Here is a 25,217-nt window from a genome sequence, read left to right as displayed (position 1 = left end):
ATTTTACCGAAATGACGCAGGCGGGTACGAGATCTCGCAGTTCCAGCAGATCCCGAGGAGATCCTCGTGCCCGTCTTCAACCTGCCGCTGCTCGCGCCCGCGGCGTTGCTCGCCTGCGCCGCATTCTGCTTCTCGCGTCCGGGGTGTCGCCCGAGGCTCGTCCTCCCGCTGGCGGAGGGAGCGGCGCTCGCGGCCCTCGCGGTCGCGACCGTCGCCCTGGTCGTGCTCGCGATGATCGGGCCGGGGGCCGGCCCGATCCTGGGACTTCTCGGCATCGGCCTCTCGGTCAGGCTGGATGCGGTGAGCGTCACCATGCTCCTGCTGGTCGCCTTCATCGGCTGGGTCGTGGTGCGCTACGCCGCGCGATACCTCGACGGCGAGGAGCGTCAGGGCGCCTTCACCGGCTGGCTCTGCCTCACGCTCGCCGCGGTGCTGCTGCTCGTCACGGCGGGCACGCTCGTACAACTGGTCGCCGCCTGGATCACCACAAGCCTGTTCCTGCACCGGCTCCTGCTCTTCTACCCCGAGCGGCCGGGCGCGCGGCGCGCGGCGCGCAAGAAGTTCATTACGGCGCGCCTCGGCGACGCGGCGCTCATCGCCGCATCGGTCCTGCTGGCCGTGGCATACGGCACGGGCGACATCGGCCGGATCCTGCTTGCGGCCCGCGCTGGAGAGTGCGGCGGGCTCGCCGTCGCGGCGGCCGGCCTGCTCGCGCTCGCCGCCCTGCTCAAGTCGGCTCAGTTCCCCACGCATGGCTGGCTGACCGAGGTGATGGAGACGCCCACACCCGTCTCGGCCCTGCTCCACGCCGGCATCGTCAACGCGGGCGGGTTCCTGCTGATCCGCTTCGCGGACGTCCTCCTCCTCGCCCCCGGCGTGCTCGCGGTCCTGGTGATGGTCGGCGGCTTCACGGCCCTGCTCGGAGGCCTCGTGATGCTCACGCAACCGTCTGTGAAGACTTCGCTCGCATGGTCGACCGTCGCCCAGATGGGCTTCATGACCTTCGAGTGCGGGCTCGCCCTGTTCCCGCTCGCGCTCCTGCACATCGTGGCGCACTCGCTCTACAAGGCCCACGCCTTCCTGGCGTCGGGCGGCGCCGTCGCGGCGGTCGCGGCGATCCGCCGGCCGGGGCCGGTGGCCATCCCGGGCGCGGGCGCCGTCGCGCGTGCCTTCCTGGCGGCCCTCCTGATCTTCGTCCTCGTCGGCCTCGGCTTCGGGCTCGTGCACAAGTCGCCCCAGGCGCTCGCGCTCGGTGCCATCCTGATCCTCGGCGTCGCCTACATGCTCGCGCAAGGCTTCGCCGACGCCGCGCCCCGGGCGCTGATGGCGCGGACCGCCGCCTACGCGGTCGCCGCCTCGGTCAGCTACTTCGCCTTGCAACTCCTCGCGATCCGCCTCACGGCGGGCGTCCTGCCGCCGACGCCCGCTCCGGGGCCGCTGGAATGGGCGCTGATCGTGCTGGCGCTCCTCAGCTTCGGCCTCGTCGCGGTCCTGCAGGCGATGTTCCCGCTCTGGGCCCACCACCCCGCCGCCGCCGGCCTGCGGGTGCACCTCGCCAACGGGCTCTACGCCAATGCCGCCCTCGACCGGCTGGTCGGCGGCTGGTCCGCCCGTCACGCCGCCTGACCCTTCCGGAGACGCCCCGATGATCGAGATCGTCCACTCCCTTCCGGCCGCGCACGAGACCGTCCGGGCCGCGGCCGACGCAGCGGGCCGGCTGATCCCGCCCCTGTGGCCGCTCGCCTCCAGCGTCGCGGTCAACCCCTTCCTCGGGCATACCGGCGAGCCGCTCTGGGCCGCAGGCGCGCGCCTGGCCCGGGCGAGCGGCGCAGCGGTGACGATGCCGCGGGACTGGTACCGCAACAGGGTCGCCTCGGGGCTCGTCACCGATGAGGATCTCCTGGACGCCCTGGCGAACGCGCCTCCGGCCTTGCGCCCGGACGGCCTCGACGCCCTCAAGGCGGCGATGCAAGCCGAGGCCCTGCCCGCCCAGGTCCTTCCGACCCTCGCCTCTCTCTGTGCCGAGGCGTCGGGGATCGACTGGCCGGGCCTGATCGCCGACCGGATCACCGCCTGGGCGGCCGCTTACTTCGACGAGGGGCAGGCCCTGTGGGCTGCGCCGCCGGGCGAGAACGCGCTCGCGCTCTGGCGCGCCTGGGCCGTGCACGACCTCACCCCGGAGATCGCCGGCCTGAGCGGCTTCGCGCGGCACGTGTCGGAGGTGCCCGACGGGACGCTGCCGGCGCTGGCGCGCGCGGTCGCGCGGCTCGGCCTCGGGCCGGACGCCCTGGAGAGCTACTTCCACCAAGTGCTGCTGTCGCTCGGCGGCTGGGCTCAAGTCGCCCGCTACCGGCTCTGGCAGGCTGAGTTGTCCGGGACCACCGACGGGACGCTGCGAGACCTCATCGCCATCCGGGTGATCTTCGACGAGGCCCTGCTCGCCCGATACGGAGGGGCGGTCGCGGAGCGCTGGGTAGCGTGCGCGGCCGCTCACGCCGCGCCCGCTCAAGCGACGCCCGACCTCGTCGTCGACGCCGTCCTGCAGGAGGCCGTGGAGCGCGCGGGCCAGCGCGCGCTCGCTGCGACGCTCGCCGCGGCCGCGCCGCAGGGCGGGACCGGCCGCCCGGTGCTGCAGGCAGCCTTCTGCATCGACGTACGGTCGGAGGTCTTCCGCCGCGCCCTCGAATCCCTCGATCCCGGCATCCGCACCCTGGGCTTCGCAGGCTTCTTCGGCCTGCCCCTGTCGCATCGGCGCTTCGCCTCCGACGTCGCGGAGCTTCGCCTGCCCGTTCTCCTCGAGCCGGGGCTGCACACCTGCGCGGGCGGCCACGAGGTCGCAGCCGCGGACCGGTCCGCCCGGGTCGCGGCGCGCGCGGGCCGGGCCTGGGGCCGCTTCCGGCAGGCCGCGGTATCCTCCTTCGCCTTCGTGGAGGCCGCGGGCCCCCTCTACCTCGGCAAGCTCGTCGGCGCCTCGCTCGGCCTCGGCGAGGCGGCGGCGCCGCACGACCCCGCCCCGCGCCTCGATCCGGCGCTCGATCCCGCCGCGCGGGTCGCGAGCGCCGCGAGCATCCTGCGCGCGATGTCGCTGACGGAGGCGTTCGCCCCCGTCGTGCTGCTCGCCGGGCACGGGGCGAACGTCGCCAACAACCCTCACGCCAGCGCGCTGCATTGCGGCGCCTGCGGCGGCTACTCGGGCGAGGTGAACGCGCGCCTGCTGGCGCAGCTCCTCAACGACCCGCCGGTGAGAGCGGGCCTCGCGGAGCAGGGCATCGCGGTGCCGCCGGACACGGTGTTCCTCGCCGCTCTCCATGACACGACGACGGACGCGGTCACGCTCTACGCGGACGACGTCCCGGACACGGCGCGCCCGCGGGACCTGGAGCGGATCCGGGGCTGGCTCGCGGCAGCCGGCGCGCTGGCCCGCGGGGAGCGGGCCCTCCGCCTGCCCGGCGCGCGGGACGGCGCCAGCATCGCGCGCCGCAGTCGCGACTGGGCCGAGACCCGCCCCGAATGGGGGCTGGCCGGTTGCAGCGCGTTCATCGCCGCGCCGCGCCAGCGCACGGCGGGCCGGGCACTCGACGGACGCGCCTTCCTGCACGAATACGACTGGCGGCAGGACGAGGGCTTCGGCGTGCTGGAACTGATCCTCACTGCACCGGTCGTCGTGGCGAGCTGGATCAGCCTGCAATATTACGGCTCGACCGTCGCACCCGCGCTGTTCGGTAGCGGCAACAAGCTCCTGCACAACGTCACGGGCGGCATCGGGGTGCTGGAGGGCAATGGCGGGCCCCTGCGGGCCGGCCTGCCCCGGCAATCGGTGCACGACGGCGAGGCCTACGCGCACGAGCCCCTGCGGCTGTCGGTCTGCCTCGAGGCGCCGCGGGAGGCGATCACGGACGTGCTGCGGCGCCACGCCGGGGTGCGCGCCCTGTTCGACAACAGCTGGCTGCACCTGTTCGCCCTGGACGAGGACGGCCGGATCGCGTGGCGCTACGCGGGCGACCTGCGGTGGGTCAGCACCGCAGCGCCGGCCGGCGTCGCCCCGGGGGTTCCGCTGAGGGCCGCCGTCTGAGGCGCGTCACGGGCCCGGTGTCGACCCGGCACCGGGTCCGGGCGGAGCGCCTCTCATTCGGCCGCCGAGCCGGTGCGCGGCGACACGCTCGCGGCGATCAGGTCGTGCAGCACCGGGTTGGGGAAGCGCCGGGTCTGGACGATGGCGTAGAAGCGTTCCGTCACGTCCGGAATGCGGCAATGCTCGACCAGCACGCCCGTGTGGAGCTCGTCCTGCACGACGATCGGGGGAACCACCGCGACGCCCTCGCTCTCGCGCGCCAGCAGGCGGAGCATGGCCATGTCGTCGACCTCGGCCTGGATGATCGGGTGAATGCCCGCGAGCGACAGCACGCGGTCGAGGGCGACGCGGATCTCGCTGTCGAGGCTGGGCAGCGTCACCGGCACGGTCCGGAGGGCATCGGGGAAGCGCAGCGGCTCCGCGGCCGAACCGGACCGGCCCACCAGGCTGACGGGCTGCTCGGCGATGAGGTGGCTGTGGAGGACCGTGCCCGCGTCCCGGCGCACCGCCGTCGTGGCCAGCACCACATCGAGGCCATGCATCTCGAGTTGCGCCAGCAATTCGCGCATCGTGCCCGAGCGCACCACCAGTTCGACGTCCGGGCGCCCGATCACGGGGCGCAGGAATTCGAGCTGGAAGTTGCGCGAGAGCGTCGTCAGGGCACCGACGCGCAGCACGTGCTGGGCGGCGCGAGGCCGTCCCTGCAGCACCTCGATCAGTTCGTTGCCGGTCTCGAAGACGGTGTCGGCGTAATCCAGCGCGATCCGTCCCGCCTCGGTGAGGGCGAGCTTCTTGCCGCGGCGCTCGAACAGGTCGTGCCCGAGCTGCTGCTCCAGCTTCTGCAACTGAACCGAGAGGGCGGATTGCGACAGGTTGAGGACGTCCGCGGCCCGCGTCAGGCTGCCCTCGTGCGCGATGCGGTGGAACAGGCGCAGGTGATGGTAGTTCAGGGCCGTCATGCGGCATATCTACGAAAGCGAACGATCTGTGGCAATCTTTGAATTTGTCTGCGAGCGCGGCCGTCCCTAACGTGATCTCGAACCTGCGGACGTCATTCAAGGAGTAGATCCGAGATGACGCCGCATCTCCTCACAACGAAGAGACCGTCGTCCCCATCGGCAGGCCGTCGCCGGAAGTCGCAAGCGGTCTGTCATCTCACGAAACCCTGCACAGACAGGCGGCCACGGCGTTCAGACTCGCGGTCGCGCGGAAAGCTGCGCGTCCGTCCCTGTCGGGGTCGGATGCGGAAAGTATCCCCGCTTGCTGCAATCGGCCGAAACCCTCTTCATCAGACTGGGATCAGACAGCCATGGTCACGACGTGCGATCTCGGCCCTTCTCCGACAGCGGGAGCGATGCGCATGGCGCCGAGCATCCTAGACCTCCTGCGGAGAGGCGATCTCCTGGACGGCGACATCGACGCGGCGGTCGATGCCTACCTCGCCGATCCGAGCGTGCGGTCGTGCGTGCTCCACGCGCTGTACCGGATCGATTTCACCGAGATCGCCGCCGCGATGCACGCTTCCGCAAGTCACTTCCCCTATGCCGGCGAGCGCGACTCCAGGCAGGCGCTGATGTGCGCCCTCCTGCTGCACCGCCCGCGCCTCGTTCACCCGCCGGTCGCGGCGGCGTGCGGCTGAACGTTCCCGTTCCGCAGATCGGGCGCCCCCCGCCCGGGGATCCGGCACAGCGATGATTCCTCACCATCCCACCTGGAGTGGGTCGACTGGTACAACCACCGTCGCCTCCTCGCGCCGATCGGCAACGTCCCTCCCGACGAGGCCGAAGCGCACTCATACCAACGTCGGCGACCAAACCTTGGCCGCCTGACACAAACCAGTCACCCTCCGAAAAAGCCGGAGCGGTTCAGCATCGCTTCGAGCGAGGCAGTCGCCATCGCAACCTCCTATCGCTCGCGGTCAAATAGGGCTGCAATCCTGCAACTGTAATGCTAGAGCGCGCTCGTCAGGTCGGTATGGCCGAAATCCCGGCCCTTGAAGAGGATGGGATCGCGGTAAGCGCGGGCACAAGCGTAGGACAGGCAGTCCGCAAGGTTGAGTTGAGCCGGGTGCCCCCGGCCCTTGCCGTATCGCTGGAACGCCTCCACGGCGATGCGGCCGATGCTGTCGCTGATCGTCACGACGGTGATCCCGGCCTCGGCCAGGAACTCATCGAAGTCAGCCTGAACATCGGCCGGATCGCGATCCAGGCGGCTTGCCAGGACCATGCAGGTTTCCAGGCGGACCATGGGTGAGGTGCATCGGCGCTTCGCCCGCTCGATGCAGTTGGCGAAAATCCCGGCCTCGGGTTCCTTGCAGAAAATCGCCACGAAGGCGGACGTGTCAATGAACATCAGCGATCCCACATCGCATCGCGATCGGCATCGGTGACGGGCTGGGGGTTGGGTCCGGCCTTCGCCAGCGCTCGATCCGCGAGGGCTTCGAGCCGCTGGGCGAGAGGGGTTGAGGCTCGCTCCCGCTCCAATTCATGCTCGAGGGCCTGGATCACGGCCTCAGTGATCCCGGTATTGCGGCGCTGGGCCAGCTCGCGGGCCAACTCGTGGGCACGGGGGTTGCGGACATTCAGGGTGGTCGTCATGGCGGCTCCTTCCCCGCAAGCGTAATGAAGCGAACGTAAAGACGTAATGCGCATTGCGTCAATCCGATCCCCAAGGCGTCGTGCACCCGGCGGGATCAGCTGCTCGTCGAGCGCGGGGGCGCCATTGTGGCGATCGTCCCTCCTCCCTTTCCAAGGAGTGTGTATCCCGCCAGGTGCCCTTGGCGGGGTCGTAGCGCGTGCGTCAGCGAGCGGCCAAAGCCCCGAACCACGCCGCGGCGCCGGCCATGATCATCAATCCCGACATGGACATGAGGCCGAGCCATGGGCCGACGTCTCCGCCGGTGATGCCCGACGGCAGGATGTAGATCGCGGTGATGGTCGCGATGCTGACGACCGGCAGCGTGACTCGGGTAGTGATGTTGAGGACGGCGCGCATGTGAGGGCTCCGAGGGGACCATTCCCCATAGCGAGAGTCGAGGCCCAGATCGAAAGTCGCAAGCGGAGGGTCTGGGACGGGAAAGTTTAGCCATCCGAGAGACGAGCCAGTTCGGTCAAGGCCGAACGCCCTCGAAGATCGGGGACATTGTCAGGCGTTGTTGGCGGCCGCCTCGTCCTCCTCGTCTCCGGGGCCGGCCTCGATGATCTCGCCGCGCAGATAGCGGTCCTGCGCCTCGGCCACCCGCCGCGCGGCTTGCGCGTGCCGGCTCGACACCGCACCGTGATCCTCCGCCCCGTGCTTGATGGCGACCAGAGCCGGATCGCCCCAGCGCTTGAACAGAACCTGGAACGCCGCCAGGCGGTCCGCGTCGAAGGCGATGCGTTGTCCCTGCATGTCCTTGTAGGGATGGGCCGGGTGCAAGGCGGCGCAGGGCACGAGGCCGGCCGGGATCGGGGTCGTCGCGGCATGGGTGCGGCCGCTCCGGAGGAGCTTCGGCAGGACGTGGGTGTGCGGCCCCTCCGGGCTGGTGCCGCCGGAGGGCGGGATCGGGGCGTAGACCTCGATGCGCCCGAAACGCGCGAGAAAGACCCTGTGCGGGCTCATGGCGACGAGGCGCGGCCCGATCGGGTTGCCGGGCGCGAACAGCGGCTGCCCGGCCCCGGCCCGCAGACAGGCGATGACCTCGGGATCGCGGCTGCGCACGCAGGCGTCGATGGCGAGGAGGTCGAGGCCGAGATCGAACAGCACCCCGTCGCGGTCGTCTAGCCGGGCCGCCTCGTGATCGGGGCCGAGCTCCGTGACGACGCCGCGCCGGTTCATGGCGCAGGTCTCCTCGGGCAGGCAGAGCGCCACCGCGTGGTTCCAGCCCGAGGCGACCGCGGTCTCGTAGGCGACCGGGCGCAGGTCGGGGTGGGACCGCAACGCGATGGCCCCGCGCGCCGTCGCCATCCCGAGGCGATCGTCGGGCAGCGCCGAGACGGGCTCGTCGGGGTCACGCATGAACTCCGCGATCGCCCCGAAGCTGCCGAGGCTCCAGGCCGTGCCCGGGTCGCGCAAGGCATCCCACAGGAGCGCCTCGATCGCGTCGCCGTCAGGAGCGGTCGTTGCCGGCTGGGTCATGGGTCGTCCTCCCGGAGGCGCCCCGAGCGATGCCAGGGCAGGATGTAGGATGTGCCGTCGGCATGGGTGCCGCGCAGGACCGAGATGCCGAAGGCGGCCTGAAGCAGCGGGTCGGTCAGGGCGAGGGCGGGCCGCGCATCGGCGACGATCCGGCCCTCGCTCAGCACCACGAGCCGGTCGCAGAAGCGGGCGGCCAGGGTCAGATCGTGCAGGACGGCGACGATTCCGGTCCCGGCGCGGCTGATCGCGCGCAGGAGGTCCATCGCGTCGAGCTGGTGGGCCGGGTCGAGGGCGGTGATCGGCTCGTCGGCGAGCAGAATCTCGGCCTCGACCGCCAGGGCGCGCGCGAGCAGCACCCGCATCCGCTCGCCCGAGGACAGGCTCGGCTCCGCTCGCTCGCGCAGGTGGGCGACATCGGCGCGCGCCATCGCCCGGGCGACCGCCGCGTGATCGGCCTCGCTCAAGGGGGCGAAGGCGCGCCGGTGCGGCAGGCGTCCGAGGGCGACGACCTCGGCGACGCGCATCGGCCAGCCGATCCCGGCGGACTGGACCAGGACGGCGAGGCGGCGCGCCCGCTCGTCCCGGGGGATCGCGGACAGAGGCCGGCCGTCGAGGAGGATCCGGCCGGTGAACGGCGGCACGAGGCCGGCGAGCGCGCGCAGGAAGGTGGTCTTGCCCGCGCCGTTCGGGCCGACGAGGCCGACGAGTTCACCGGAGCCCACCGACAGCGAAACCCCGTCGAGGATGGGACGATCCTGGAGCCGGACCTGGAGTTCTTCGGCAGCGAGCCTCATCGGCCCTGCTCCCGCCGGAACAGCAACGCGATCAGGAAGGGTGCCCCGACCAGAGCCGTGACGACGCCGAGCTTCAGCTCCGGCCGCGTCGGCAGCAGGCGCACGACGAGGTCGGCGCCGAGCACCAGGGCCGCGCCGAGGAGCCCGCTCGGCCACAGGCTGGCTCCGGGACGGGCTCCGACCAGCGGTCGTACGAGGTGGGGGACGACGAGGCCGACGAAGCCGATCGCCCCGCTCACCGCGACGCCGCTGCCCACCGCCAAAGCCGCCCCGGTGACGATGCGGATGCGGACCGAGACGAGGTCGAAGCCGAGGCTCGCGGCCGTGTCCTCGCCGAGCGCCAGGGCATCGAGGGCGCGGGCGGTCGAGAGCATCAGGATCCAGCCCAGGGCCATCAGCGGCAGGCAGAGCCGGACGTGATCCATGCTGCGGTCGGCGAGCGAGCCCATCAGCCAGAACACGATCTCCAGGGCGGCGTAGGGGTTGGGCGCGAGGTTGAGGGCGAGCGCCGTCAGCGCGCCGGCGAGGCTCGACAGGCCGATTCCGGCGAGGATCAGCCCGAGCGTGCCGGTGCCGCGGGCGGCCAGCCCGTTGATGCCGAGCGCCGCGAGGGCGGCGCCGGCGATGCCGCCGAGGGGCAGAGCGAGCGACAGGCTGCCGGCGAGCCCGCCGTAGAACACCACCACCGCCCCGAGCGCGGCGGCCGAGGAGATGCCGAGGATGCCCGGATCGGCGAGCGGATTGCGCAGGTAGCCCTGCATCACCGCTCCGGTGAGGCCGAGGCTGAAGCCGACGAGCCCGCCGAGGAGGGCCCTGGGCAAGCGCAGCTCCATCAGGACCAGGGCGGGGAGAGTGGCGCGGCCCGCCAACCAGTCGCCGAGGGCGGCCGGGAGATCGATGGCGGCGTAGCCGACCGCGATCGAGGCGACGGTCAGGGTCGCGACGAGGAGGCCCACCCCCGCGATGAGGCCACGGCTGCCGGTCTCCGGGGTCGTTCGCGTCACGAGGGGCGTCGGAGCGGTCATGGGGCCTTCATCGGGGCGCTCATGGGCGCGCGTTCCCTCGCCGCCGCCGCCAGCCGGGCGGCGACCTCGGCGACCTGCGGCCCGGGACAGGTCCAGAGGCGGTTGGGGATTGGAACCGTGCGCCCTTGCGCACGAATTCGCTCGAGGATCGGGTGATGCAGCAGGGCGTCGGCGAAGGACGGCGTGCCCGCCTCGCCCGCATCGAGCACGACGAGATCGGCGTCGGCCAGGGCAGCGGCCTCGAGCGGCACCGAGCCGGTGCGGTCCCGGCCGATCTCGGCGGCGACGTTGACGAGGCCCGCCGCCCGGATGATCGCGTCGCCGAGGCTCCCGGGCGAGACCGTGAAGGCGTTCGGGCGTAGGACCATAACGCGCAAGGAGCGAGACGCCGGCACGATCTGCGAGAGGGTGGCATCGAGCTCCGCCACCATGGCTTCCCCGCGCTCCGGATGCCCGACGGCCGCCGCGACCTGGCGGATCTGGGCCCGCACGCCGTCGAAGTCGGCAGGCACGCCCAGTTCGAGCGGCGGGAAGCCGATCCGCTTGAGGAGCCCGACCGTGGTGCGGGTGGTGAAGGCCCCGGCGATGACGAGGTCGGGCTTCAGCGCGACGATCTCCTCCGCGAGGCCCCGTGTGACCGGCACGCCGGTCGCCTCGGTGGCCACGGTCGAGCCGCGCGGATCGCCGGCGAGGGTGGTCACCGCCGCGACCTGCGCCCGGTCGGCGAGGCGCAGCACGAGCTCGTCCGCGCACAGGTTCAGCGAAACGATGCGCGACGGCCAGCCCGGCCCGGCAGGGGTCTCCCCTGCCGATGCTAGGCCGGATGCCATGTAGGCCGCCAGACCGCCCACGAGGCCGAGAAGGCTCAAGGCCCGCATTCGCGCCCGTCTCTAGAACGAGGTCACGCGCACGCCGCCATAGACGGCGAGACCCGCGCCGAGGAAGCCGGTCGGGTTCTGATAGCGCTGGTCGAACAGGTTATCGATGCGGGCAAACAGCGTCAGGTTGTCCGAGTAGGCGTAATTGGCCGAGAGGTTGACCAGGGTGAAGCCGGGGTTCTTCAGCCGCGGAACCGAGAAGTCACGGTTGCCGTCGACGAACGCGCCGATCGCCACCAGCGTGCCGGTGAGCGTGAGTTGCGGCATCGGGTTCCAGATCGCGGTGGCGCTGACCTTGTGCCGGGGCCGGCGCAGCAGCTCCTGGTGGGCGATCTCGTCCTTGGTGACGGTGTTGGTGTAGTCGACCCGTCCGCTCAGGGTGTCGGTGAGCTTGACCGAGACAAAGCTCTCCGCCCCGTAGGCCACGGCGCGGCCGACATTCACGCTGGTCGAGAAGGTCGGGAAGTAGGCGGTCTGGATCAGGTTGCGGAAATCGGTCTCGAAGTAGGTCGCGCCGACGAGCACCCTCTCGCCGAGGGGCTGCTCGAAGCCGCCGTCGAACCCGAAGCTCTCCTCGGGCCGCAAGGCCGGGTTCCCGAAGGAGCGGAAGTCCGGATAGTCCTGGTAGAGCTGGCTCAGGGTCGGCGGCTTGAAGCCGGTGCCGACGCTGCCCTTCAGGCGTGTCTCCGTGTAGGGCAGAGTGTAGCTCGGTGCGATCCGGAAGGTGGTCGCGCCGCCGAACTGGTCGTTCGCGTCGTGACGGAGATTGGCGACCAGGAAGACGCGGTCGGTGATCGCCGATTGCAGCTCGGCGAAGCCGCCGGTATTGCCGTTCGACCTGTCGATGCCGGTCGCCTGGAAGCGCTCGTCCTCGCGCTGGGCTCCGAACAGCAGCAGGTGGCCGGGGCTAAGCTGGACGTCGCCGCGATAGTCGAAGCGGGTGCGCTCGCCGAGATAGGTCGAGGGCGTCGGCGGCGCGAGCGGGTCGAGGGGACCGGCGAACAGACGGTCGAACTTGGCGTAGTTGGCCCCGAACACGTTGTGGAAGCCCGGCAGCGGCGTCCATTCGGCCTCGCCGCGCATCAGGAGCTGCTGCTGGTCGTTGAGGTTGCGATAGGGCGTCGGCCGGTAGGGAAAGCCGCCATCGGCCTGTTCGAGATAGGCGCTGTCAGAGAAGCGCAAGACGGTGTTCAGGCGGAAGGTATCGGTGAGCTGCGCGCCGAGCCGGGTCGAGACCGTCTTGAGGTCGGTGAAGGCGGTGCGCAGCGGCACCCCGGGCGGCAGGAGTTCGGACGGCGTGACCGGCAGGGCGGCCTGGCGCAGGTGCTGCACGGAGAACGAGTAGTCGAAGATGCCCGACGCGCCCGACAGCCGGCCGCCCTGGTTGAAGGTGCCGTACGACCCGCCCTCGGCAAAGGCGGTGACCTTCGGCGGCCCCTCACCGCGCCTGGTCACGAAGGAGATGACGCCGCCGATGGCGTCGGCGCCGTAGAGGCCGCTCTGCGGCCCACGCAGCACCTCGAGGCGGGAGAGGTCCTCGGTCTGAAGCTGGCTGAAGTCGAAGGAGCGGTTGGGCGTCGAGGGGTCGTTGACGTCGATGCCGTCGATCAGGACCTTGACGTGGTTGGAGTTGGTGCCGCGGATGAACACCGAGGTCTGGCCGCCCGCGCCGCCGGTCTGGACGACGGTGAGGCCCGGCACCTGCCGCAGGGCATCCGGCGCCGTGCGGACCTGCTGGGCCTGAAGCACGTCCGAGGTGAGCACGGTGACGCTCGACCCCGTGGTGGCGATCGGCGTCGGGACGCCGGTGGCCGAGACGGTGATCTCGGAGAGCGCGATCGTCCCGTCACGCGCAGGTGGGGCATCGGCGAAGGGAGCGGCGACCTGCTGCGCGAGAGCGGGCACGCAGAGGAGACCGGGGGCCGCGCAGGACAGCGCGAGCGCACGCCGAAGGGCGGGAGAGACGAGACGGAACACGGGCTTGGCCTCGGGCGACGGCAGTGGCACGTCACCGCGAACGAGGCCTCGGCGGCCGCCTCACAGGGCAGCGCCTCGACACCCGCCAGGACACCCCGCCCGGCGCGTTTCGCGTGTGACCACGACTGACGGCAGGTCTCCTGGCTCGCGGGTCACGGCCTTCTCACCGTCTTCCCGGGCGAAGCGGCCCAGTGACATGGTGGCGGAAGGCTCGCCGCTCACAGTTGCGGGGGCAGCCGCGGCATCGGGCTCGTACCCTCACCGCGTTCCCTTTTGATCCCCGAGGGGAACCGTCGCGGCTTAGCTATTCGCGCAGCCATGGGCTGTCAATTCTCCATGGGCCGTCAATTCTCTTGGCTCATCCTGCACAGCCCACTGTCGAACCGTCGGGCGGCTGCCGCTTGGAGATGCCCAGAGACGATCCTCCTGGTCCATCCTCTCAAAAATTCGAAGCAAAAGGTGACATTTTAAATGCCGCCACGACGCCTCTCCGGGAGATTCATTCCACACGGGGCAGGTTCGACGCTACGTTGACATCGACTCGAGGCCGAGGAGCCAGGGATCGATGACCTCGCCCATGCCCCTCGGCTCGGCGACCGCACTCGGGACCGTCGCGGCGTCCGCGATCCCCCTGACGCCCGCCGGTACGACCTACTCCATGGCGCAGGAAGCCGCCTTCGTCGACGAGCGGCACTATGCGGTCGGACGATGGGACGGCACCCTGTCGCCGTTCGCCTTCACCGACTCGCCGAGTCAGGGGCCGGTGGTCGCCAAGGCCGTGAACAGTCCGGCGCAGGAAGGCATCCAGGCGATCGTGCCGCTGGGGCCGGGCGTGTTCATGAGCTCCAACGACGAAGGCAGCCTTTTGATCTGGTCCTCGGCCACGGGCGACTGGAGCGATCTCGCCGTCGCGGCGGCCCTCGCCTACGATGCGCGCCTCGGCGTCGCCAACAGCGCGGCCACCGTCGTCTCGCACGGCGCGCCCGGCCTCGCCGTCGGTCATGCCGGCGGGTTCGCCAGCGTCTGGCGACAGGGTGACGAGGTCACGATGGACCCTTGCCCAGACCGTCGACGTCCGCGCCCCAAAGCCCGTCAATCCCTGGAATCTGCACAACGTCCGGGGCGTGGCGGCCGTGCCCCTCGGCGACCGGCTCCTCGTGGTCAACTGCGCCGTCGGGGCGGCGGACGCCAACCTCTGGCGTTACAGGATCGCGTCACGAGACTGGAGCGTGACGCTCACGGACAAGGCGACCTTGCGCATCGATCCGAGCCTGCCGCAGGTGTTCAACTTCGACGTCGTCCTCGCGGCCCGCGCGGGTCAACCGACGTGGTTCCTCCGCTCCACCGAGGAAGGGGCGCTCTGGATGGGGCGTGTGGAGGCGGACGGCACGCTCGTGGTCGGCGGCTACGAGCGTATGGGCTCGGCTGCCCTCGGCTCGGCGCTCTGCGCCAGCGGAGGGCGGATCGCCGCGACCGCCTACGATCTCCACGAATCCCTGCTGGCCTAAATCCGTGCCCGTCCTGATGCTCCAGGGGACCGGCTCCGACGTCGGCAAGACGGTGTTGGTGGCCGGCTTGTGCAGGGTCTTCGCGGTGCCGGCAGCGGTGGAAATCGTCTGCCCGTTTCTTGTAGACGGCGATGATGGCGGCGCGCAGATCCGCTCGCTCCTTCGCTGGCACGAAAATCCGTCGAATGCCCGGCCCGGCGCAGCGACCGCCGACCGCCGACCGCCGACCGCCGACCGCCGACCGCCGACCGCCCGGCGATGCCTGCATTGAGGATTATGTCGAGGAGTTATGAGGCCAATACTCATCGCGCAGGAGGCGCTTGATAAGCTTCCCCGTCGGGGTGCGCGGCAATTCGCTACGGAAGTCGACGCTGCGGGGCACCTTGAAGTGTGAAAGGCGCGCACGGCACCAGGCAATGATCTCCCGCGCCTTCTCCGGCGTGCCATCGATCCCTTGACGGAGCTGGACCACGGCCTTGACCTCCTCGCCCATCTCCTCGTTCGGCACCCCGAAAACGGCCACATCCTCAACCTCGGGATGCGAGAAGAGAAGATCTTCAATCTCCTGCGGGTAAATGTTCACTCCTCCAGAAATGATCATGTATGCCTTGCGGTCGGCTAGAAAGAGAAATCCTTCTTCATTAACATATCCAATATCTCCAAAGGTCGCACAGCCAGATCGGAGGTAGGCGGCGGCAGTCTTCTCCGGGTCGTTGCGATACTCGAACTGCACGCCGCTATCGAAATAGACGGCGCCGATCTCGCCGGGGGGCAGTTCTTTGCCGTCCTCATCCGCGATGACGATCGGTCCGGTCAGGGAGCGTCCGACCGTTCCGGGAAACCGCTGCCATTCGTGCGAGGAACTGAGCGTGACCCCGTTCGCTTCGGAGCTGGCGTAGTACTCCATCAAGATTGGCCCCCACCAATCGATCATCGCAGCTTTCACGTCACGCGGGCAGGGGGCCGCGGCATGGTAGACGACGCGCAGGCTGTCGTGCCGATAGCGAAGGCGCGTCGCCTCGGGAAGCTTGAGCATGCGCACGAAATGCGTCGGCACGAACTGACCGTGGGTGGCGCCCCAGGTCTCGATGAGCCGTAGCACCTCCTCGGCGTCGAATTTTTCCGTGATCAGGGCGGTGCCGCCGAGCATCGCCGCCATCATGGTGAAGCGCAGCGGCGCGGCGTGGTAGAGCGGGGCGGGGGAGATCAGCACCGTATCGGGACCCATCTGCCCGATCGTCTCGCACAGGCTCGTCATCAGCGCCGGGATCACGGTGTCGATGGGCTGGTGCGCGAAGCGGCGGACGATGCCTTTCGGCCGTCCGGTCGTGCCCGAGGAATACAGGAGGTCTGCTCCAGCCGCCTCGTCGGCGACCGGGGTTGCCGGCTGGGCATTGGCCAGGGCGTTCCAGTCGCAAGCCGGCGGGGCATCCCCGCCGGAGACGAAGACGCGGGCCTGGGGGCAAGCGGCGGTGAGCTGATCCAAGCCGGAGGCGTACGTGTCCGAGACGATCGCGACCGTCGCCTCGCAGTCGCCGACGATGTAGGCGATCTCCGCCGGGGTCAGGTGGGTATTGACTGCGGTGTAGAAGATGCCGCTGCGCTGGCAGGCCCAAGCCAGGGCGAGGAAGTCGAGTCGGTTCTCGAACAGGAGAGCGACGTTGCCGCCTTGGCCGATGCCGAGGGACCGCAGGGCGTGGGCGTTGCGGTTCGACCGGGCGTCGAGCTCGGCGTAGGTCATCACCTCACCCGAGCGCGCCATGCGGTAGGCGACCTTGTCGGGCGTGACCTTGGCGAAGTGCGATGGGTGCTTCATGCGCGGTCATCCCCCTCCCTTTGCCCCTGCGCGGCACGGCGCGTCGGCCTGTCGTCGAGGCCGAGCCCGCGTCCGATGATTTCCTTCATGATCTCCGACGATCCCGCGTAGATCCGGCTGACCCGGGCTGCGGTGTACATGCGGGCGATCTCGTATTCCTCCATGAAGCCGGCGCCGCCATGCAGTTGCACGCACGCATCGACGACGAGCCCCTCCGTCTCGGAGGCGAGCAGCTTGGCCTCGGCCGCGAGTTCGGAGGACAGCGCGCCCTCGAGGTGTTCGGTGGCGCAGGCGTCGATGAAGGCTTGCGCGGCGTCGAGCCGCGTGCGCAGGTCGGCCAGGGTGAAGCGCGCGCTCTGGAAGGTGCCGATCGGGCGGCCGAAGGCGCGGCGCTCCTTGACGTAGTCGAGCGTGATGGCGAAGGCCCGCTGCGCGTGGGCGAGAAACTGGACGGCGCCGACCAGCCGTTCCTCGGCGAGGTTGCGCATCATCAGCCTGAAGCCGCCCGCAGGAGGGCCGAGCAGGTTCTCCTTTGGCAGGCGCACGTCCGTGAAGTGCAGCTCGGCGGTGTCCTGCGACTTCAGACCGATCTTCTCCAGCCGCCGGCCGCGCGTGAAGCCCGGCCGGTCGCCCTCGACGAGGAACAGGCCGATCTCGTGCCGGCCGGCGCCGGTCCGGGCCGCAACGACGACGAGGCCGGCGAGGATGCCGTTGGAGATGTAGGTCTTCGAGCCGTTGAGAAGCCAGTGGTCGCCGTGATCCTCCGCCCGGGTGCGAAGACCCGACAGGTCCGAGCCGGCATCCGGCTCCGTCATGGCGATGGCGAGGATCGTCTCGCCGGAGACGATGCCCGGCATGAACCGGTCGCGCTGCGCCGGGGTGCCGAAGCGCTGGATGTACGGCGCGACGATCCGGTTGTGGAGCGGGATGTACAATCCGTTCTCGCGCGCCGCGAGTTCCTCGGTCAGCACCATGTCGAATCGGAAATCGTCGAGCCCGAGGCCGCCGTGCTGAGGATCGGCGAACATCGCCAGGAACCCTTGCGCGCCGGCCTTGCGCCAGACCTCGCGGGACACCATGCCCTGCTCGCGGAATGTCTTCGCATGCGGGTAGACCTCCGCCTCGGCCCAGTGGCGAACCGTGCGGCGGAACTCCTCGTGCTCATGGTGGAAGAGGCGTCGTCTGAGCATTGTCACTCCTCAGGCGGCCGCGGGAGGCGGCCGGGCAAGGCTTCAGGCTCTCGCTCTCTCAGGGCTTGCGGACGAGCGGGCACTCGCTCTCTGCCAGGGGGCGGAGCATGTCGGCGCTCTTGACCGTGGTGCGCACGGTCATCAGGTCCCACTCGCCGCGCACGTCCTTCGGCGCCTTGACCTCGACGAGCAGCATGTCGCGCTCGAGCCGCCCGTCCGGGCGCAAAGTGGAGCCCGGCGTCATGAAATCCTCGACCGGCATCGCCTTCATCCGGTCCATGGCGACCACGCCGTCATCGGCGCCCGTGGCCTCGACGGCCTTGAGGTAGTGGCGCACGGCGCTGTAGACGGCCGCCTGCGCATGCGTCGGCGGTTTGCCGTGCCTGGCGGCGAAACGCTTCGCGAAGGCTCGGCCGGGCTCGTCGTGATCCCAGTAGTAGCCGGCCAGGAAGGTCGTGCCCTGGGCAAGAGCGTTGCCGATCGCCTTGACGTTGACGAGAGTGAAGATCGGGACGGCGAGCTTCACTCCCTCGCGGATCACCCCGAACTCCGCCGCCTGCTTGATGGCGTTGGTGGTGTCGGCCCCGGCATTGAGCAGCGCCAGGACTTGCATGTCGGTGCTCCCGGCCTGGACCAGGAACGAACTGAAATCGGCCAACCCCAGGGGATGCCGGACCGTGCCCACCACCTTGCCGCCCTGCTGCTGCAGGGTCGCGGTCATGTCGCGCTGCATCGCATGGCCGAAGGCGTAGTCTGCGGTCAGCAGGAACCAGTTCCGGTGCGTGTCGTCGTAGAGTGCGTGCGCGAGGCCCCGGGCCAGGGCATAGGTATCGTAGAGCCAGAGTGCGGCCGATGGCGAGCAGGCCTTGCCGACGAGGTCGGCATTGCCGCTGCCGACATGGACCACGACCCTGCGGGCGGCGCGCGTCACCTCCTGGACCGCGAAGGACACCGCCGAGTTCGAGATATCGAAGAAGGCGTCGGCATGGTCGACGTCGATCATGCGGCGGGCGAGGCCGGCGCCGATATCGACCTTCTGCTGGTGGTCGGCCGACAGCAGCACGACCGGCGCACCGCCGGCCCGGCCGCCGGCATCGTCGATCGCCAGCTGGGCGGCGACCGCCGAGCCCTTGCCCGCGGTGTCGCTATAGGCGGAGGACTGGTCGTTGAGCACCACGACCTTGACCACCCCGTCGGAGATCTCGGCACGGCCGGTGCCCGGCGCCATCAGCGTGAGAAAACCGGCGATCGTCGATGCGATGATCCGTTTCATGTCCTGCCCCTCGAAACGTCGTCCATCCCGTTCATGTATTTTTGTGTCCGATCGTGTCGTCCTCTGCGGGACGTTGCACGGTGTGTGACGTTGGAAACCATGTCGATGTTGCCATGTCAGGCGACAAACTTCGAAAGCGACCTGATCTGATCGACAGTATTGAATCCCTTCGGGTCATACCAACGGCCCAAGATGCTGACGCATCGGTTCGATCTCGGGCAAGCCCGAGATCGACGGGGCCACGGAGCGGAACCCGGAAATCCACGCGCAGGTCGAGACGAATGAAGCGGGACGCTTCCCGCTTGATACTGAATGATCTACTGTTCCGGGCTCCGCGGCGCGGGCCCGGAATGACCCGGAGGGCGTCGTTGCCGCCGGGCCGCCCACCGAGGTCTATGCCTGCCTGGGAGCCATGGCATCGATCCGCCTCACCGCCTCACCGCCCTGCCCACACCGGCGGGCGCTTCGCCGCAAAGGCCGCCGGCCCCTCGACCGCATCCTCTGATTCCAGCATCTCCCGCATCGCCGGATAGTGCCACTGCTCCGCCAGAGCCTGTTCGAGCGAACCCTCCAAGCCCCGCAGCACGGCCTCCTTCGTCGCCCGGACCGACATCGGGCTGCACGCCAGGATCTCGGCCGCCCAGGCGCGGGCCGCCGGCAGCGGATCGCCCTCGACCACCTCGTTGACGAAGCCGAGATCGAAGCCTGCCTGCGCCGAGACCCGTCGGCCGGTCAGCATCAGGCCCATCGCCCGCTTGAGACCGATGGCACGGGGCAGGCGCTGCATCCCGCCGGCGAGCGCCGCGAGGCCGACCTTCGGCTCAGGGAGCGCGAAGGACGCCGCCGACGAGGCCACGATGATGTCGCAGGCAAGCGCCAGCTCGAAGCCGCCCCCCATGGCAACGCCGTTGACCGCGGCGATAACCGGCTTCGTCAGGTCGAGCCGCCCGGTCAGGCCGCCGAAACCCGAGCGCGGCGTGACGAGGCCGCCGCCCGCCGCCTGCTGCTTCAGGTCTTGCCCGGCGCAGAACGCCTTGCCGGCGCCGGTGACGATCGCAACCCACTGCTCGTCGTCGGCCGCGAAGGCGTCGAAGGCCGCCGCCATCTCCTCGTGCGCCGCGGCGTTCAGGGCGTTGTAGGCGGCAGGCCGGTTGATGGTCAGCACCGTCACCCGGTCCTCGCGGGTGACCGTGACGAACTCGTAGGAGCCGGCCGGCATCACAGGGCCTCCACGATGGTGACGTTGGCGATGCCGCCGCCCTCGCACATGGTCTGGAGGCCGTAGCGCAGACCGCGGGCCTTGAGCGCATGAACCAGCGTCGCCAGGAGCTTGGTGCCCGACGCCCCCAGCGGATGGCCGAGCGCGATCGCCCCGCCATTCACGTTGAGCCGGTCGGGATCGGCGTCGAGCGCCTTGAGCCAGGCGAGCGGCACCGAGGCGAAGGCCTCGTTGACCTCGTAGAGGTCGATGTCCCCGATGCGCATCCCGGCCTTGTCGAGGGCGCGCCGGGTCGCGGTGATCGGCTCCTCCAACATGATGACCGGATCGCCCGCGGTCACCGCCATGGTGACGATCCGCGCCAGCGGCGTCAGGCCGTGACGCTTCAGCGCCGCTTCGCTCACGACGAGGGCCGCCGAGGCGCCGTCGCAGACCTGGCTGGCATTCGCCGCCGAGATCACGCCACCCTCCTGGAGAAGCTTGACCGAAGCGATACCCTCCAGGGTCGCGTCGACGCGGATGCCCTCGTCGGTCCGGTGCAGGCCGTCCGGAATGGCGAGCGGCACGATCTCGCGCTCGAACGCCCCGGCCGCGGTGGCCGCCGCCGCCCGGCGGTGGCTCTCGAGCGCGAAGCGGTCGAGCGTGTCGCGCGTGAGCCCGTATTTGCGGGCCAGCGCCTCGGCGCCGGAGAACTGGCTGAACGCCTCGACGCCGTAGCGCTCGCGGATGCGGCCGCTCACCGGGCCGGTGCCGATCCCGGCCTTCTCGTGCAGTGCGATGTTGGAGAACATCGGCACTCGCGACATGCTCTCGGCGCCCGCCGCGATCACCACGTCCTGGGTGCCCGACATCACGGCCTGGGCGGCGAACTGCACCGCCTGCTGCGAGCTGCCACATTGCCGGTCGATCGTCACCGCCGGCACCGTCTCGGGCAGGGACGAGGCGAGGACGGCGTTGCGGGCGAAGGCGAAGCCCTGCTCGCCTCCTTGCGTCACGCAGCCGAGGATCACGTCCTCGATCGCCGCCGGATCGATCCCGGTCCGCGCCACCACCGCGTCGAGGACAGCGCCGCCCAGATCGGCCGGGTGCCAGCCGGCGAGCTTGCCGTTGCGCCGGCCTCCGGCGGTGCGAACCGCCTCGACGATGTAAGCCTCGGCCATATGCTCATATCCTTCCGGTGAAGTCGGGTTTGCGCCGCGCGAGGAAGGCCTGGATGCCCTCGCGGCCGTCGGGCGACCGGCCGGCCTCCGCGATGCTGCGGGCCTCGCGCTCGAGTTGCGTCTCCAGGCCGGCACCGAGGCTGTCGGCGAGGAGGCCGCGGGCGAGGCCGAGGGCGCGCGTCGCGGAGGCTGCCAGCCGGGCGGCGAGTTCCGCGCCCTCGCCCGCCAGGGCCGCGTCGTCGACGGTGCGGGTGACGAGGCCGATCCGCTCGGCCTCCTCGGCCCCGACGCGCCGGTTGGTCAGGATGATCTCCTGCGCCCGGCGCAGGCCCACGAGGCGGGGCAGCAGCCACGACATGCCGCCATCCGGGCTCAGGCCCACGCCGCCATAGGCGGCGGTGAAATGGGCGGAGCGTGCCGCCAGCACGACGTCGCCCGCGAGGGCGAGGCTCATTCCCGCCCCGGCCGCCGGCCCGTTGACCAGGACCAGCAGGGGCTTCTCCATCCGCATCAGCCGCGAGACCGCCATGTGCAGGGTGCCGGCGAGCTCGCTGAGAAAGCCCGGCAGGGCCTCGCCCGCTTCCGTTAGGGCGCCGAGGTCACCGCCGCCGCAGAACAGCCGCCCGGCGCCAGTGAGGACGACGCAGCGGATCGCCGGGTCCTGGTCGCAGCTTATCGCCGCCGCCAGGAGGCCGCGCGCGAGAGGAAGGTCGATGGTGTTGCCGGCGCCCGGCCGGTCGAGCGTGAGGGTCGCGACCGCGCCCTCGATCGCGAGGTGAACGGGGTCGCTCATGCGGCTCTCTCCAGGGCGTCGATCGCCAGGGCAACGAGGTGGGGGAAGCTCTCGGCACGCTCCCGCGCTTGCGGCGAGGCGGCGGTCCCGCGCAGCACCCGTCCCTTGATGCCGTGGAAGATTGCCGCGAGGCGAAAGATGTTGAAGGCGACGTAGAAGTCCCAATGCGGGATGCCGCTCCGGCCGGTGGCCTCGCAATACGCCGCGATGCAGCCCCCCTCGTCCGGAATGTTCAGCGCCGCGAGATCCGCTCCGTCGAGCCCGGCCACGATCCGCGGCGGTATCCGGTACATCATGGCGTGATAGGCGAAATCCGCCAGCGGATGCCCGAGCGTCGACAGCTCCCAGTCCAGCACCGCGAGCACACGCGGCTCAGCCGGATGGAAGATCATGTTGTCGCAGCGGAAATCCCCATGGACCAGGGCCGCCTCGTCCCCCGGCGGGACGAGGCGCGGCAATTCCTCGACGAGGCGGTCCATCCGGGGATCGCGGCCGGCGACCGCGTCCTCCCGGTACTGGCGCGACCAGCGCTCGATCTGGCGAGCGACGTAGTTCCCGGGCCGCCCGTAATCCGACAGGCCGAGCGCGGCGGGATCGAGGCGGTGCAGGGCCGCGAGCGTCCGGGTCATCGCCAGGAAATGGGCTGGACGGTCCTGCCGCGGCACGTCCGGGAACGTAGCGTCCCAGACGATGCGGCCTTCGACATGCTCCATGACGTAGAAGGCGCTGCCGATGACGGACGGGTCCTCGCACAGCCCATGGATGCGGGCGACGGGGAAGCCCGCCCGCCCCAAAGCCGCCTGGACCTTGACCTCGCGCTCGATGGCGTGGGCGCCCGGCACCAGCGGGCCGGGCGGCTTGCGGCGCAGGACGTAGTCGCGGAACGGTGTCCGCAGCCGGTAGGTCGGGTTCGACTGCCCGCCGCTGAACCGGGTGACGGCGAGCGGGCCCCGGAAACCCTCGACATGGTGCGCCATCCAGCCGGCGAGGGGGGCCGCCTCGACCGCGAACGCATCCCTGGCCGCTGCCGTGTCGGGGAGCGCGCTCACGCCTGGGCCTCCTTCCAGTCGCGGCGGATCTTCTTGGCGAGCGACCATTTGTGCACCTCGGTCGGCCCGTCGTAGATCCGGAAGGCCCGCACCTCGCGAAACACCTGCTCGACGATGGTGTCCTGGGTCACGCCGCTGCCGCCCATCACCTGCACGCAGCGATCGGCGATGCGCATCAGCCCCTCGCTGACCGCGACCTTGGCCATCGAGCTCTCGGCGATGCCGGGCGCTCCGCCATCCAGAACGTCGGCGCACCAGTCGATCATCAGCTCGGCCTGTTTCAGGTCGATGAGGTTCTCGGCCAGCATGAAGCCGACGCCCTCGTGCTCGATCAGCGGCTTGCCGAAGGCGTGGCGCCGGTTGGCGTAGTCGGTGGCGATCTCGTTGGCGCGCCGACAGGCGCCGAGCCAGCGCATGCAATGCGTCAGCCGCGCCGAAGCGAGGCGGACCTGCGCGTACTTGAAGCCCTCCCCGGGCCGGCCGAGCATCTGGTCGGCGGGCACCCGCAGGCCCTCGATCGTCACGACGGCGTGGCCGCCCGGCATCGAGCTGTCGAGGGTGTTGGGCACCCGCTCGATCCGGATCGCGGGATCGGGCAGGTCGACCAGGAACAGGCAGGCGCCCTCGGCCGCCTTCGCCATCACGATGCCGATCGCCGCCCCGGCCGCCCCAGTGATGAAGGCCTTGCGGCCGTCGATCACCCAATGGTTGCCGTCGGGCCGACAGGTGGTGATCATCATCGAGGGATCCGAACCGGCGCCACCCTCCGCTGCCGGCTCGGTCATGAAGAAGGCCGAGCGGCTGCGCCCCTCGACCAGGGGCTTGAGGAAGCGCTCGCGGATGTCCGGGCTGCCCACCTTGTCGAGGAGGAACATGTTGCCCTCGTCGGGCGCCGCGGTGTTGCAGGCGAGCGGTCCGAGCGGCGAGAGGCCGGTGCGGATCAGCACGGCGGCCGTCTCGCGGTGGTTGAGGAAGCGGCCGTCCGACCGGATATGCGGGGTCAGGATGCCGGCCTCCCGGGCCTTGGTCCGCAGCTCGGCGACGAGGTCGTCGGTCGGGCAATCGTGATGGTCGCGCCGGGCATCCTTCTCGTAGGGCGCCACGACGTCGCGCACGAAGCGCTCGACCCGGTCGGCGATGTCCGCGGCCTCTGACGAGAGGCCGGCGGCCTTGTCGGCGGGCGAAGGAAGGGCGCTCATTTCGCGGTCATCCGGATGGCGCCGTCGAGGCGGATCACCTCGCCGTTCAGCATCGGGTTGGTGACGATGCCCTCGACGAGCTGCGCGAACTCGTCCGGCTGCCCGAGACGGCTCGGGAACGGCACCTGCTGACCGAGGGAGACCTGGACCTCCTCGGGAAGGGTCGCGAGCAGCGGCGTCAGGAAGATGCCCGGGGCGATCGTCATCACGCGGATCCCGTAGCGGGCGAATTCGCGGGCGAGCGGCAGGGCCATGCCGACGATGGCGCTCTTCGAGGCGGCGTAGGCGGCCTGCCCGATCTGTCCGTCGAAGGCGGCGACGCTCGCGGTGTTGATGATGACGCCGCGCTCCTCACCAAGCGGCTCCGCCCGGTGAAGCCGGCCGGCGAATTGCGACAGGGTGTTGAAGCTGCCGATCAGGTTGATGTCGACGATGCGGCGGAAATCGGCGAGAGGAAGCACGTTCCCTTCGCGGCCGATGACCTTGGCCGGCGGGCCGATCCCGGCGCAGTTGACGAGGATGCGAGCCTTGCCGTGCAGGCCTTCCGCCTCGTCGAGGGCGGCGGCGATCGCCTGCTCGTCGGTCACATCGGCAGCGACGAAGTGGCCCCCGATGGCCTCGGCGTGCCGCAAGCCCAGTTCGGCGTTGCGGTCGATGATCGTCACCTTCGCACCCGCCGCGGCGAGGCGTGCGGCCGTTGCGCCTCCGAGCCCCGACGCGCCCCCCGTCACGACAGCACCGACATCCCGGATCTTCATGGAAAACTCCCCTATGGTATAATCTCGTCGTTGAGGCAACCTCGACGCATCGCCGTTCGAAATTCGAGCAGTACTGTGTGGATCATCTCCGCACGACTGACATTGAATTGAGATTTGCCGGCATGTATCTGGACGACGACGTTGCTAACGCTGTCGATCGACCTCGGCCCATCCCGATCACGCGAGGCAGCCCAAGCCGGCGGCCAGGGCGGGATGGTCGCAGGCGACCCGTTCATCGACAGGCGCATGGAATCGCATGACTCCGCCCGTCCCAGGCGAGCGCAACGGCGCTGCTTCCTACCCTTTCGAATATTATATTCTCGCTGGTATATTGCACTCGGTCCCCATCCGTGTCCACTGGGGGTGCAGGAATTTTTCGGGAACGGCGGG

Annotated in this window: 23 protein-coding genes, 1 pseudogene and 1 riboswitch; of the genes and pseudogenes, 6 read left to right on the top strand and 18 right to left on the bottom strand. The window is 70.2% G+C overall.

The window, feature by feature from the left end:
- Window positions 1-66 precede the first annotated feature (66 nt).
- Both G4G93_RS30245 and G4G93_RS30240 read left to right on the top strand, forming a co-directional pair.
- The gene (locus G4G93_RS30245) at window positions 67-1,626 is read left to right on the top strand and encodes a proton-conducting transporter membrane subunit (protein ID WP_165090438.1); all 1,560 of its coding nucleotides are present in this window, start codon (window positions 67-69) and stop codon (window positions 1,624-1,626) included.
- 19 nt (window positions 1,627-1,645) lie between these two features.
- Complete coding sequence (locus G4G93_RS30240) at window positions 1,646-4,072, top strand: YbcC family protein (RefSeq protein ID WP_165090436.1); 2,427 nt, start codon at window positions 1,646-1,648, stop codon at window positions 4,070-4,072.
- Between the two features lie 53 nt (window positions 4,073-4,125).
- On the opposite strand, the gene G4G93_RS30235 is transcribed toward G4G93_RS30240, so the two are convergent.
- Window positions 4,126-5,031 carry a LysR family transcriptional regulator gene (locus G4G93_RS30235; protein ID WP_165090433.1) on the bottom strand — a complete coding sequence of 302 codons (906 nt, stop codon included), beginning with the start codon at window positions 5,029-5,031 and terminating at the stop codon, window positions 4,126-4,128.
- 401 nt (window positions 5,032-5,432) lie between these two features.
- Here G4G93_RS30235 and G4G93_RS30230 point away from each other — a divergent pair, with 401 nt between their 5' ends.
- Both G4G93_RS30230 and G4G93_RS36830 read left to right on the top strand, forming a co-directional pair.
- Entirely contained in the window at window positions 5,433-5,711 is a 279-nt protein-coding gene (locus tag G4G93_RS30230) for a hypothetical protein (RefSeq protein WP_165090431.1), read from the top strand.
- A gap of 72 nt (window positions 5,712-5,783) precedes the next feature.
- Window positions 5,784-6,020 (top strand): annotated as a pseudogene (locus tag G4G93_RS36830) (hypothetical protein); the annotation flags it as partial.
- A 2-nt stretch (window positions 6,021-6,022) separates the two neighbouring features.
- Here G4G93_RS36830 and G4G93_RS30225 read toward each other — a convergent pair.
- The 8 genes from G4G93_RS30225 to G4G93_RS30190 all read right to left on the bottom strand — a co-directional run bounded on the left by G4G93_RS30225 (window position 6,023) and on the right by G4G93_RS30190 (window position 12,862).
- On the bottom strand, window positions 6,023-6,424 hold the full coding sequence (locus G4G93_RS30225) for a type II toxin-antitoxin system VapC family toxin (RefSeq protein ID WP_165090429.1): 402 nt from the start codon (window positions 6,422-6,424) through the stop codon (window positions 6,023-6,025).
- A complete protein-coding gene (locus tag G4G93_RS30220; protein ID WP_165090426.1) occupies window positions 6,424-6,669 on the bottom strand; it encodes a type II toxin-antitoxin system VapB family antitoxin in 246 nt (81 codons plus the stop codon). The genes G4G93_RS30225 and G4G93_RS30220 overlap by 1 nt, the downstream gene beginning before the upstream one ends.
- Before the next feature lie 202 nt (window positions 6,670-6,871).
- A complete protein-coding gene (locus G4G93_RS30215; RefSeq protein ID WP_165090423.1) occupies window positions 6,872-7,066 on the bottom strand; it encodes a hypothetical protein in 195 nt (64 codons plus the stop codon).
- Window positions 7,067-7,216: 150 nt separating this feature from the next.
- The gene (locus G4G93_RS30210) at window positions 7,217-8,188 is read right to left on the bottom strand and encodes a DUF6925 family protein (RefSeq protein WP_165090421.1); all 972 of its coding nucleotides are present in this window, start codon (window positions 8,186-8,188) and stop codon (window positions 7,217-7,219) included.
- The gene (locus G4G93_RS30205) at window positions 8,185-8,982 is read right to left on the bottom strand and encodes an ABC transporter ATP-binding protein (RefSeq protein WP_165090419.1); all 798 of its coding nucleotides are present in this window, start codon (window positions 8,980-8,982) and stop codon (window positions 8,185-8,187) included. The genes G4G93_RS30210 and G4G93_RS30205 overlap by 4 nt, the downstream gene beginning before the upstream one ends.
- Window positions 8,979-10,007, bottom strand: coding sequence for an iron ABC transporter permease (locus tag G4G93_RS30200; RefSeq protein ID WP_165090416.1), 1,029 nt, complete (start codon window positions 10,005-10,007; stop codon window positions 8,979-8,981). Before G4G93_RS30200 ends, G4G93_RS30205 begins: the two co-directional genes overlap by 4 nt.
- Complete coding sequence (locus tag G4G93_RS30195) at window positions 10,004-10,837, bottom strand: ABC transporter substrate-binding protein (protein WP_206290112.1); 834 nt, start codon at window positions 10,835-10,837, stop codon at window positions 10,004-10,006. Before G4G93_RS30195 ends, G4G93_RS30200 begins: the two co-directional genes overlap by 4 nt.
- Window positions 10,838-10,897: 60 nt before the next feature.
- Entirely contained in the window at window positions 10,898-12,862 is a 1,965-nt protein-coding gene (locus G4G93_RS30190) for a TonB-dependent receptor plug domain-containing protein (RefSeq protein ID WP_165090411.1), read from the bottom strand.
- A 112-nt stretch (window positions 12,863-12,974) separates the two neighbouring features.
- Window positions 12,975-13,172: riboswitch (cobalamin riboswitch) on the bottom strand.
- Window positions 13,173-13,986: 814 nt separating this feature from the next.
- On the opposite strand from G4G93_RS30190, the gene G4G93_RS30185 reads away from it, so the two are divergent.
- Together G4G93_RS30185 and G4G93_RS30180 are read left to right on the top strand one after the other, a co-directional pair.
- Window positions 13,987-14,370: a hypothetical protein gene (locus G4G93_RS30185; protein ID WP_165090408.1), complete on the top strand. Its 384-nt coding sequence runs from the start codon at window positions 13,987-13,989 to the stop codon at window positions 14,368-14,370.
- 16 nt (window positions 14,371-14,386) lie between these two features.
- On the top strand, window positions 14,387-14,641 hold the full coding sequence (locus G4G93_RS30180) for a hypothetical protein (protein WP_165090320.1): 255 nt from the start codon (window positions 14,387-14,389) through the stop codon (window positions 14,639-14,641).
- Between the two features lie 3 nt (window positions 14,642-14,644).
- On the opposite strand, the gene G4G93_RS30175 is transcribed toward G4G93_RS30180, so the two are convergent.
- The 9 genes from G4G93_RS30175 to G4G93_RS30135 all read right to left on the bottom strand — a co-directional run bounded on the left by G4G93_RS30175 (window position 14,645) and on the right by G4G93_RS30135 (window position 24,827).
- Window positions 14,645-16,186 carry an acyl-CoA synthetase gene (locus tag G4G93_RS30175; protein ID WP_165090405.1) on the bottom strand — a complete coding sequence of 514 codons (1,542 nt, stop codon included), beginning with the start codon at window positions 16,184-16,186 and terminating at the stop codon, window positions 14,645-14,647.
- A complete protein-coding gene (locus G4G93_RS30170; protein WP_165090403.1) occupies window positions 16,183-17,376 on the bottom strand; it encodes an acyl-CoA dehydrogenase family protein in 1,194 nt (397 codons plus the stop codon). The genes G4G93_RS30175 and G4G93_RS30170 overlap by 4 nt, the downstream gene beginning before the upstream one ends.
- A gap of 58 nt (window positions 17,377-17,434) precedes the next feature.
- Entirely contained in the window at window positions 17,435-18,649 is a 1,215-nt protein-coding gene (locus tag G4G93_RS30165; RefSeq protein WP_165090400.1) for an ABC transporter substrate-binding protein, read from the bottom strand.
- 436 nt (window positions 18,650-19,085) lie between these two features.
- Window positions 19,086-19,868 (bottom strand): enoyl-CoA hydratase-related protein, encoded by a 783-nt coding sequence (locus G4G93_RS30160; protein WP_165090397.1) that lies wholly within the window; start codon window positions 19,866-19,868, stop codon window positions 19,086-19,088.
- Window positions 19,868-21,028 carry an acetyl-CoA C-acetyltransferase gene (locus tag G4G93_RS30155; protein ID WP_165090394.1) on the bottom strand — a complete coding sequence of 387 codons (1,161 nt, stop codon included), beginning with the start codon at window positions 21,026-21,028 and terminating at the stop codon, window positions 19,868-19,870. The genes G4G93_RS30160 and G4G93_RS30155 overlap by 1 nt, the downstream gene beginning before the upstream one ends.
- Before the next feature lie 4 nt (window positions 21,029-21,032).
- On the bottom strand, window positions 21,033-21,821 hold the full coding sequence (locus G4G93_RS30150) for an enoyl-CoA hydratase/isomerase family protein (protein WP_165090392.1): 789 nt from the start codon (window positions 21,819-21,821) through the stop codon (window positions 21,033-21,035).
- The gene (locus G4G93_RS30145) at window positions 21,818-22,870 is read right to left on the bottom strand and encodes a phosphotransferase (protein WP_206290107.1); all 1,053 of its coding nucleotides are present in this window, start codon (window positions 22,868-22,870) and stop codon (window positions 21,818-21,820) included. Before G4G93_RS30145 ends, G4G93_RS30150 begins: the two co-directional genes overlap by 4 nt.
- Complete coding sequence (locus G4G93_RS30140) at window positions 22,867-24,069, bottom strand: acyl-CoA dehydrogenase family protein (RefSeq protein WP_165090386.1); 1,203 nt, start codon at window positions 24,067-24,069, stop codon at window positions 22,867-22,869. The genes G4G93_RS30145 and G4G93_RS30140 overlap by 4 nt, the downstream gene beginning before the upstream one ends.
- Window positions 24,066-24,827, bottom strand: coding sequence for an SDR family NAD(P)-dependent oxidoreductase (locus G4G93_RS30135; protein WP_165090384.1), 762 nt, complete (start codon window positions 24,825-24,827; stop codon window positions 24,066-24,068). Before G4G93_RS30135 ends, G4G93_RS30140 begins: the two co-directional genes overlap by 4 nt.
- Window positions 24,828-25,217 lie beyond the last annotated feature (390 nt).

Source organism: Methylobacterium sp. DB0501 (assembly GCF_011043735.1).
Classification (GTDB): domain Bacteria; phylum Pseudomonadota; class Alphaproteobacteria; order Rhizobiales; family Beijerinckiaceae; genus Methylobacterium; species Methylobacterium alsaeris.
Note: the sequence above shows the minus strand (reverse complement) of the source record. Positions and strands in the feature narration are given on the sequence as shown.